Origin of the sequence: Actinomadura sp. KC06 (genome assembly GCF_004348735.1) — a bacterium.
Taxonomy (GTDB): domain Bacteria; phylum Actinomycetota; class Actinomycetes; order Streptosporangiales; family Streptosporangiaceae; genus Spirillospora.
Genome location: NZ_SMKT01000235.1, coordinates 1 through 9,675 on the forward strand (window position 1 = coordinate 1; position 9,675 = coordinate 9,675).

The following is a 9,675-nucleotide window of genomic DNA, read 5'->3' on the forward strand; positions in this document are numbered from 1 at the left end:
GGGGTCGACCGCGGGCTCGTCGGGCGGTGGGTGGTGAGTAGCACCGGGGGCACGGGCGCGTATGCGGAACTCGCTTCTGTGGACGCCGTCGGCCTGTTCGAGGTACCGGACGGTCTGGCGCTCGACGACGCGGTGGCGCTGCTGGCGGACGGCCGGACGGCGGGGATGATGCTGGACGCGGCACGTCCTCGTCCGGGGGAGCGGGTGCTGGTGGAGGCTGCGGCCGGAGGGGTCGGGACACTGCTCGTCCAGCTGGCGAAGGCGGCGGGGGCGACGGTCGTCGCGGCGGCCGGTGGGGCGCGCAAGGCGGAGGTGGCGCTGGGTCTGGGAGCGGACGAGGCCGTCGACTACGGCGAGCCAGGCTGGGCCGGGAAGGCAGGCGAGGTGGACGTGGTGTTCGACGGCGTCGGGGGCGATGTGGCGCGGGAGGCGTTCACGCTGGTCCGGCGAGGCGGGCGGATGGTGAGTTTCGGGCTGGCGAGCGGCGAGTGGGCGGGCATCCCGGAGGAGGACGCGGCGGAGCGGGGCGTGACGCTCGTCCGGCCGGGGGCGACTCCGGAGGAGCTGCGGGAGTTCACGCGCAGCGCGCTCGCCGAGGCGGCCGCTGGGAGGCTGCGGCCGGTGATCGGGCAGCGTTTCCCGCTGGACGGGGCGGCGGACGCGCACAGGGCCATTCAGTCGCGTGCCACGATCGGCAAGACGCTGCTGGAGGTAAGGCGTCCGTAGGTCAGGCGACCTTCTTGAGGAAGGTGCTGAGTGCGTTCTCGTAGGCGGTGGGGTCGACGTTCCACGACTCGGTGTGGCCGCCTGCTGTGGGGACGTGGGTGACCATGCCGGGTGGGGCCGTCCTAGCGAAGGTGTAGGCGGCGCGGTTGTCGACCGTTGCGTCGTCGGCGGCGGTGAACAACAGGACTGGGGTGCGCAGTTTGGGCGCGTAGCGGCGCTGGTCGTAGGCGGACAGGTCGATGCCTATGCGCCACTCCAGGACGCGTTTCGCTACGCCGGTGACGAAGTTGGGCAGGTTGCGTGCGTCGCCTTGCATGTCCAGCGTGGCGTTCCAGTCGAGGACAGGGGAGTCGAGGACGACGCCCCTGATGAAGGTCGGGTCGTCGCGGAGGGTCCTCATGGACATCGCGCCGCCCATCGACCAGCCGTACAGGACGACGCCCGTCGCGCCGTTCGCGCGTGCGTAGTCCATGGCGGAGACGACGTCGCGCCATTCCGCGTCGCCGAGATGGTTCTTCCCGTCGCTGGACGGCGGTGCGCCTACATCGTTCCTATACGCGATGGACATCATCGGCAGCCCGAGCGCATGGACGGCCCGCATGACGCGGAACGTCTCGGCCTTGTCGGCGTTCCGTCCGTGCACGCCGATGACCCAGGTGCTCTTAGGCGACGTACCCGGAATCAGCCACGCGGGCATGGGCCCTGCCTGGGACGGATACAGGACGTCCTGGAAATCGAGCCCGAGAGCCCTTTTCGGGTCGCCGTCGTATATCCAGTGGTCGACCGTCGCGGGAGAGCCCTTGACGAGGACGCCTTCGACGATGGACGAGACTTGGCGGACGACTTGCCCGTCGTTGCCGCCGGTGATGGGGCCTAGGAGAGCGCGTCCGCCCTTCCAGGCGAGGGCCCACGTTCCCGGGCGTTCTGTCGCCTCGTCCCGGGGGAGTGTGACCGTGCCGTTGGCCGCGTCCAGGACGGTGAGCGAGTAGTCGGCCGTGTGGTCGACCTCGATGGCGACGCCCGCGAAGTACCAGCCGATCCCGACGACCGCGCCCAGCAGCACGATGACCGCGACCGCAGCCGCCATCAGCGGGCGGCCGCGGCGCCGACGCCGGACCCGTGGTTCGGGCGCGGCGGGAGCCGGTGACTCAGGGACGGTGGTCGACACGACATATGAACTTAGCCTCCGCCTGAGAGTCTCGGACGCCCGGGCCGTTCCGCAATCCGGTGATCAGTGCGGTTAATCTGCCGGACAGGTGCCAAGGTTCGGTACGGAGGGACGCACGGCGTGACGGGGCAGAACGCGTGACGGGGCAGAACGATCGCATCGCGGAGATCGAGGGCGAGGTCGTCGCGTTCGCGCGTCGGATGGCGCCACCCGGATGGCGGCGGATCGACCTGCACTGCATCGCGACCGTCGCCGTCAACGACGTCGCGCTGACCGTGCTGACCGGCGAGGGCAAGACGGTGACGGCGGAGACCGTCCCGCAGGAGCTGACCGCACTGCTGATGGACCTGCGCCGCGCGCACTACCTGTCCGAGCAGGGCACCTGGTTCTCGATGGTCGCGATCATCGAGCCGGAGTCCGCGCGGCCGCTGTACAACTACGACTTCGATCCGCTGTGGGATCCGCCGATCCCGATGGACTACTGGCGGCGCGACCAGATCGTCCTGCCGCGCGACGGGGCGAACGTGCCGGGCTGGCTGCGGGACCGGCTGGACGGTCGCGAACCCGCCGCCGCGGAGGCGGCCGACCCGGGCCCGATGAATCCGGTCGAGCAGATGGAGCTGCTGTCGAACCAGGTCACGATCGTGATCGCCGATCACGCGCCGCCGCTCTGGCGGACGGTCTCCGGGTACTACCAGGCGGTCGGCGAGCACGTGGAGTTCCCCGCGATGACCTGCCACCGCGCGGACGGCGCCGTCACGCCCTGGACGGCGCCCGCCGCGACCGCGAGCCTCCTCGACAGGCTCCGCGCCGGGACGCACGCGTTCCAGGGGACCACCTGGTCACGGATCGACTTCGAGGTCGTGTACGAGGGACGGCGACGTCCGCTGCCGGGCCAGCTTCAGGCACGACGACGAGCCGCATTGGGATTCGGAGCCGTCCGCCGCCGACGTCCGGCGCGAGCTTGAGCGGTTCCCGCGCGATGAGGTCCCGGAATGGATGACGCACCGGCTCGGCGGCCGGGCCACCCAGCCCGCGACGGTCGCCGACCTGCCGGTTCCCGAGCCGGGCGGGCTCCGCCGGGCGCGGATCTTCGACCATGCGGGGCCGGACGGCACCCGTCCCGCCGTGTCGCGCCCGCCCGTCCCGCCGGACGAGGTGGAGCGCGTGACCGAATACCTGCGGCAGGGCCCGATCGTCATGGCGGCCCGATCCAACGCCCCTGACAGGCTCGACTCCTCACGTGGCGCGACCGTCCCGCTGACGTTCCATACCGATGGGACGTGGGTCTGGTCAGGGGCGGTGGCCTATTACCTGACCGAACATGGTGTCGCGCCAGAGGTCGATCTGGTCGCGCACATACGCGCCAATGGGTTCCAGGTGCCTGCCGTCGACGACGACACCATGCACGCTGCGAATGCGGCTGTGACGGGCAGGACGGTGCCTGAACGCGTCCGGACGGACGAACCGCAAGACCCAGAAGCCCCGGAACGCCAAGACGAACCGGAAATCGACTGGACGGACGCCCTCCAACACCGCCTGGACCAACTTCGCGTCGACCGCGCCGCTTATCGCATCAAGGACACTGCGGACGGCGTCTGGTGCCTCCTGCCAGAAGAGGGCGGCTGGACGGTGTTCCAGATGCGGGACGGCGAGAGACGCAAGCAAGTCACCTTCGACGACACCGAACAGGGCGCCGCGCATCTGCTCGGACGCCTCCTCCTCGACCCGCGCAACACCGTCCAGACCGGGCCGTTCGAGCCGCTCAAGGGCGAACCTCCGCTCTCCCTACTGCGCGACCGGCACGTGATGGAACTGGCGGCGGGAACGGAAGTCGACCGCTATGGCGGCTCCGAGGGCAACGTGACGTACGCGGCGCGCACCCCGTATCCGCGCCGGTCGCTGCCGCGCGAATGGCAGGACCGCCCGTACCACGTCTACCGGCTGCAACGGGCGGAGGAAGCGTTGACAGGGACGGCAGTGCCGTGGTTCGGCCAGCCGGGTGGCGGGACGGCCTACGTGTTCCGCCGCTCGATCGCCGAGCTGATGACCGACGGCGTCCTCATCGAGATCGACGTCCAGGACGCAGGCACGGGCACGAGCACCACCTGATCAGGCGCTTCCGATCGCGGAGACCAGATCCAGGCCCAGCAGCAGGTCGAGGTGGATGAACGTCTCCAGCTTCGCGCCCGGCGGCACGTCGGCGTCGGCGGCGAGACGGTCGAGGACGGCGAGCGCGCCGGGGCTGCCCAGATCATCCGCCAGGGCGGCCTCCGCCTCGCTCGCGTACTCGCGGTTCATGGGGCGTCCGGGCGACGTCGCCCACTCCGCGACCTTGCCGCGCCACCTGTCCAGCCGCTCTTCGGCCTTCGACAGCCGGGCCTCGGACAACTCCAGCGGCTCCCGATAGGGGACCTCCAGCACCGCCAGCCGCACCGCGATCGGGCTCGCGGACGCGGGCGGCCCGGCGCCCGTCTCGGGCGCTACGACCAGGCAGAGCGCGTCCGTGCGGGCAGCGGCCTCGTCCGCCTGGTGGACGTCGGCGTTCGCCAGGTAGACGTCGGCGTCCGGCAGCGGGGCGTCGAGCACCTCGAACGACGCGACGTTGAAGTCGTCCAATGCGAAGGACGAGGTGGACGCGACCCGGACGCGGCGTCCGGCCCGTTCCGCGACCCGGCGGAGCAGGTCGGCGACCACCGGGACGCGGGGTCCGGCCCCGTCCAGGATCTGGACGCGCAGGCCCAGCCCGCCGGGCAGCGGCTCGGCGCGCCCGGTGCGATGGTCGTGCAGCCGCAGCATGCCCCCAACCCTAGGGCGGGCGGCACTCGGCCGGGCCCCCGGGATCAGAGCTGGGGGTCGGACGGCATCGGGCCCGTCGGCAGGGGCACGGCGCCGTCCGGCTTGCGGATGGCCGCGAACCGGAGCCGCACATAGTCCGCGACCCAGCCCGACTCGCGGCGCAGCGCCGGGGCGGCGAGGTCGTTGACCCGGGCGAGCAGCGGATCGACCAGCTCGGGCGGGACGTCCGCCAGCGCGGTGGCCGCGTACGCGCGGACCCAGTCGGCGGCGCCGTTCGGGCCCTCGGTCATCCGGGTCGGACGGTCGGCGTGCTCCAGCAGCCGCAGCGTGAACCCGGCCTCCTCCAGCTTCGTCGCGTACTCGGCGGGGGTCGGGAAGTACCAGGGCAGGTCCGGCTCGCCGAGGCCGAACACCCGCCAGGCGGTCTGCATCGCGACGATCAGCTCGGCGCAGTTCCCGGCGCCGCCCAGCTCGCCGACGAACCGCCCGCCGGGCCGCAGCGACGCGTGGACGCGCCCGATCACGGCGTCGGGGTCGCGGGTCATCCAGTGCAGGGCCGCGTTCGAGGCGACCGCGTCGAACGACTCGCCGACGGTGAAGTCGTGGGCGTCGCCGAGCACGAACGACAGCCCCGGATGCATCGCGGTCGCCTGCGCGACCATGTCCGGGTTGCCGTCGATGCCCAGCACCTCGGCGCCTCGCTCTGCGATCTCCGCGCTGAACGCCCCGGTGCCGCACCCGAGGTCGATGACCCGTTCGCCGGGCTGCGGATCGAGCAGGTCGACCAGGGGCGCACCGTGCGCGGAGACGTACCCGAAGGCGGAGTCGTACGTCGTCACGGCCCAATTCACTGTCGTAATTTATCGGACATCGCCCGGAAGTGACGCGCCGACGGGCACACGCCCGGCCCCCGGTGGACGATCCCCGATATCACGTCCTTGACGGCATGTGTCGCCTAGGTGACGGAGGGTATGAAGCCGCCCAAGTAACACGTTCGGGGGTGCGTGGTGCGGATCAGGACAATCACCGTCATCGGTGCCGGGCTCCTGCTCGTCGCCGGAAGCGCCGGGATCGCCGGTTGCGGCGGCTCGGAGGAGAAGCGGGCCCGGACGGCGGGCGAGAACGCCGCCATGGGAAAGCGGGCCCAGCAAAAGCGGGCTCCGGCCCCGCCGCCGCCCAGGAAGATCGACTGCGGCAGGGTCAAGTGCGTCTCGCTGACGTTCGACGACGGGCCCGGGCCCCACACGGCACGGCTGCTGGACACCCTCAAGGCCGGCGGCGCCCGCGCCACCTTCTTCATGCTGGGGGAGAACGTCCAGGCCCACCCGGACGTCGTGCGGCGGATCGCCATGGAAGGCCACGAGGTCGCCAACCACACCTGGTCCCATCCGGACCTCACCACGGAGTCGCCCGCCGAGGTCCGGTCGCAGATCCAGCGGACGCAGCAGGCCGTCAAGAACGCCTCCGGCGTCGCGCCCACCCTGATGCGGCCGCCCTACGGGGCGACGAACACGCAGGTGGGACGCGCCGTCGGGATGCCGCTGATCCTGTGGAGCGTGGACACGCTCGACTGGCAGCACAAGAGCGTCAGCCGCGACACCAGGATCGGGGTCAGGGAACCCGAAGGCGGCGGCATCGTCCTGTTCCACGACATCCACAAGCCCAGCGTCGACGCCATCCCGAAGGTGGTGGACGGGCTGAAGAAGCGCGGGTTCACGCTCGTCACGGTGTCGGAGCTGTTCCAGGGGCAGCCGCTCCAGCCCGGGCAGACCTACAACGAGCGCGTCCAGAAGACCGAACCGGTGACGGCGAGCCCGTCCCCGTCCGGGCCTTCCGCCGGGCCTCCCGCCGGGGCCCCGCCGAGCGGGTACACCGGGCCCTCCGGCCGGCGCTGACTAGCCGCGAGGACGGACCAGGGCGTTGTCGAAGGCGAAGACGACCGCCTGGATCCGATCGCGAAGATCGAGTTTGGCCAGGATGCGTTTGACATGCGTCTTGGTCGTCGCCTCGCCGATGTGGAGGCGGGCGGAGATCTCGGCGTTCGACAGACCGCGGGCCATCAGCAGCAGGACCTCGTGCTCGCGGTCGGTGAGCCGGTCCAGACGCCGCCGCGCGGCGGCGTCCGGCGGGGCGGGCGAGGTGCGCGCGAACTCGGCGAGCAGCCGTCGGGTCACCGACGGGCCGAGCAGCCCCTCGCCCGAGGCGACGGTCCGGACGCCCTCGATCAGCGTCTCCGGCGGGGTGCGCTTGAGCAGGAAGCCGCTGGCCCCCGCCCGGACGGCGGCGAAGACGTACTCGTCCAGCTCGAACGTGGTCAGCACGAGGACCCGGGACGCCGGATGCCGCGCCGCGATCTCGGCGGTGGCGGCAACGCCGTCCATGACGGGCATCCGGACGTCCATGAGGACCACGTGCGGCGCGAGCGCCGCGGTGCTCCGGACGGCCTGCACGCCGTCTGACGCCTCCCCGACGACGGTGATGTCGGGCTGGGTCTGGAGCATCATGCGCAGGCCGCCGCGCATCAGCTCCTCGTCGTCGGCGAGCAGGACCCGGATCACGCGGCGGCCCGCGCGGTGAGGGGGACGCGGGCCTCGACCCGCCAGCCGCCGTCCGGGGCGGGGCCCGCCTGGCACGTCCCGCCGAGACGGGCGGCGCGCTCGCGCATCCCCGCGAGCCCGCGACCGGACGCTCCTCGCACGCCGGACGGCTGAGACGGGCTCGGCGGGCCGGAAGCGGCGCCGTCGTCGATCACGGTGACCCGCACGTCGTCGCCCTCGCGGGCCACCAGGACCCGGACCGTTCCGGCCGAGGCGTGCCGGACGACATTGGTGAGCGACTCCTGGACGATCCGGTACAGCGTCTGGACGACGGGTTCCCCGAGCGGGGGCAGGTCGCCGTCCACGGCCAGATCGGCCCGCAGGCCGGGCGGGAGACCGGCGACCAGGCCGCGCAGCGCGGCTGCCAGGTCGGGCGGGTTCGGCGGTTCGGACTCGTCCAGCAGCCCGAGGACGCGGTCGAGGTCGCCGAGGGCGGCGCGGCCGACGTCCTCGATGCTGCCCAGCGAGCGGCGCACGTCCGCGTGCTCGTCTCCGAGGGACAGGCGGGCCGCGCCGGCGTGGGTGACCATGACCGTGACGGCGTGCCCGACGGCGTCGTGCAGTTCGCGCGCCATCCGGGCGCGCTCGTCGGCGAGCGCGCGCCGCCGGAGCGCCGCGGCGCGTGCGGCCTCGTGCGCACGCAGCGCGGCGGCCGCGTCCGAGCGCGAACGGGCCGCGTCCCCGGCGAGCAGCGCGCCGCCGTGCAGGAGCGCGCCGAGCACCAGGGCCTCGGTGTTCTCGGCGGCGAGCGCGGCGAGCGCCGTCACGACCGGGACCACGGCGAGCTGCGCGGCGCGCGGGCGGGACCGGGTCTGCGCGACCATCGTCAGCGCCAGCGCGGACGCCGCCGACAGATTGGTGAGCGGGTGCCCGGCGAGGGCCGTCGCGGCGGTCGCCGCCGCCGACGCCCACAGCGCGGTCGCCGGCGCGAACCGGCGCCCGGCGATCGCGGCGAACCACACCACCGCGGCGGCCCGCACGGCGACCGGCCCGTGGAACGCCGACGCGGTGACGTCGGAGTCGCCGATGGTGATGGTCGCCGAGACGTAGGCGACGAACACGTCCAGCGCGACCCAGTGCCACCGGCGGCCGGCGAGCCGGTCCGGGCCCCACCGTCGAAGGTCCATGGCGGTCAGCGTATGGAACGTCCGTGATCTGGGGAATCGTCCGACCGGAGGACGATCTGTACCCCTCCAGGGGGACGAACCGGATCCCGGCCGAGGGACGACCGTGCCCCGCCGCCGTTCCTAGCGTCGCGGCCATGACTTCGACACAGACCCCCGCGTCCCGGCCGCGCCGCCTCGGCGGCGGCGCGCTGATCATCACCGGGGCGCTGCTCGCCCCGCCCGCCGCGGTCGTCGCGTTCCTGCTCGCCGCCGCGGCCGGCGCGCCCCTCCCCACCTGCGCGGCGATCGCCCTGGCCGCCACCGTCCAGCTCGCCGGCGCCGTCGCGTACCTGGGCGGACGGCTCGCCCGCGCGCGACGCGGCGGCCTCGTCGCGATCCTGGTCGCCGCGGCCATGGCCGCCGTCACGGCGGTCGCGGGCCATCTGCTGGTCTTCCGCCCGCTCGACGTCCCCGCCGCCGCCCTTCCCGCCCAGGACACCCGCTACTGGCGGCTCTCCACTGGCTCGCGCGTCGCGTACACGTTCACCCCGGCGCACGGTCAGCGGTGGCCGGAGCCGGTCGTGCGGCTGCACGGCGGCCCCGGCACCCCGGGCGCCGGTCCGGACGACCTCGACCGCGCCCTCGCCGCGACCGGCTTCGACGTCTACACCTACGACCAGCTCGGGTCCGGGCGCTCGCAGCGGCTGGACGACCCCGGCGGCTACACGGTCGCCCGGCAGGTCGCCGACCTGGAGGCGATCCGCGGCCGGATCGGCGCGAACCGGCTGATCCTGGCGGGCAGCTCGTGGGGCGCCACGCTCGCGGCCGCCTACCTCGCCGCGCACCCGGGCCGCGTGGCGCGGACCGTCCTCACCTCGCCCGGCGCCCTGTGGGCTCCGGCATGGGAGAAGTCCGGCGAGGGAGAGATCTGGGACCGGCTCACCCCGGCACAGCGGGAGCGCATGGACGAGCTGGAGAACCGCCCCCAGCTCGTCGCCTGGTCGCTGCTCATGGCCGTGAACCCGCGCGCCGCGCACGCGCTGATGCCCGACGAGGAGATCGATCCCCTGTTCGACGAGCTGCTGTCGTCGGTCGGGTCCGCCGCGACCTGCCGTCCCGGCCGCCCGCTCCACGAGGCCGCGTCGCGCTCGGGCTTCTACTCCAACCAGATGATCTCCGACGACGCGCTGAAGGTCCCCGACCCCCGCCCCGCCCTGCGACGCGCCGCGGCGCCGACGTTGATCCTGCGCGGCGAGTGCGAGTACAAGCGGTGGGAGAT

10 protein-coding genes are annotated in these 9,675 nt (G+C 73.1%); 5 read left to right on the forward strand and 5 right to left on the reverse strand.

The window, feature by feature from the left end; translation table 11 throughout:
- The coding region (locus E1287_RS39590) for a zinc-binding dehydrogenase (protein ID WP_131970667.1) at nucleotides 1–726 on the forward strand (726 nt) is incomplete at its 5' end.
- 1 nt (nucleotide 727) lies between these two features.
- On the opposite strand, the gene E1287_RS39595 is transcribed toward E1287_RS39590, so the two are convergent.
- Nucleotides 728–1,894 carry an alpha/beta fold hydrolase gene (locus tag E1287_RS39595; RefSeq protein WP_131970668.1) on the reverse strand — a complete coding sequence of 389 codons (1,167 nt, stop codon included), beginning with the start codon at nucleotides 1,892–1,894 and terminating at the stop codon, nucleotides 728–730.
- Nucleotides 1,895–2,031: 137 nt separating this feature from the next.
- Here E1287_RS39595 and E1287_RS39600 point away from each other — a divergent pair, with 137 nt between their 5' ends.
- Both E1287_RS39600 and E1287_RS39605 read left to right on the forward strand, forming a co-directional pair.
- Complete coding sequence (locus tag E1287_RS39600) at nucleotides 2,032–2,862, forward strand: hypothetical protein (RefSeq protein WP_131970670.1); 831 nt, start codon at nucleotides 2,032–2,034, stop codon at nucleotides 2,860–2,862.
- A 31-nt stretch (nucleotides 2,863–2,893) separates the two neighbouring features.
- The gene (locus E1287_RS39605) at nucleotides 2,894–4,006 is read left to right on the forward strand and encodes a TNT domain-containing protein (RefSeq protein WP_131970672.1); all 1,113 of its coding nucleotides are present in this window, start codon (nucleotides 2,894–2,896) and stop codon (nucleotides 4,004–4,006) included.
- Here E1287_RS39605 and E1287_RS39610 read toward each other — a convergent pair whose 3' ends face one another.
- Both E1287_RS39610 and E1287_RS39615 read right to left on the reverse strand, forming a co-directional pair.
- Nucleotides 4,007–4,693 carry a hypothetical protein gene (locus tag E1287_RS39610; RefSeq protein WP_131970674.1) on the reverse strand — a complete coding sequence of 229 codons (687 nt, stop codon included), beginning with the start codon at nucleotides 4,691–4,693 and terminating at the stop codon, nucleotides 4,007–4,009.
- A 44-nt stretch (nucleotides 4,694–4,737) separates the two neighbouring features.
- Nucleotides 4,738–5,532 (reverse strand): class I SAM-dependent methyltransferase, encoded by a 795-nt coding sequence (locus E1287_RS39615; protein WP_243719752.1) that lies wholly within the window; start codon nucleotides 5,530–5,532, stop codon nucleotides 4,738–4,740.
- A gap of 168 nt (nucleotides 5,533–5,700) precedes the next feature.
- Here E1287_RS39615 and E1287_RS39620 point away from each other — a divergent pair, with 168 nt between their 5' ends.
- On the forward strand, nucleotides 5,701–6,588 hold the full coding sequence (locus E1287_RS39620; protein WP_243719754.1) for a polysaccharide deacetylase family protein: 888 nt from the start codon (nucleotides 5,701–5,703) through the stop codon (nucleotides 6,586–6,588).
- Here E1287_RS39620 and E1287_RS39625 read toward each other — a convergent pair whose 3' ends face one another.
- Together E1287_RS39625 and E1287_RS39630 are read right to left on the reverse strand one after the other, a co-directional pair.
- A complete protein-coding gene (locus E1287_RS39625; protein ID WP_131970678.1) occupies nucleotides 6,589–7,251 on the reverse strand; it encodes a response regulator transcription factor in 663 nt (220 codons plus the stop codon).
- The gene (locus E1287_RS39630; protein WP_131970680.1) at nucleotides 7,248–8,417 is read right to left on the reverse strand and encodes an ATP-binding protein; all 1,170 of its coding nucleotides are present in this window, start codon (nucleotides 8,415–8,417) and stop codon (nucleotides 7,248–7,250) included. Before E1287_RS39630 ends, E1287_RS39625 begins: the two co-directional genes overlap by 4 nt.
- 134 nt (nucleotides 8,418–8,551) lie before the next feature.
- Between E1287_RS39630 and E1287_RS39635 the strand changes: the two genes are divergently transcribed.
- Nucleotides 8,552–9,675: alpha/beta fold hydrolase (locus E1287_RS39635; protein ID WP_131970682.1), on the forward strand; the 1,124-nt coding region annotated here is incomplete at its 3' end.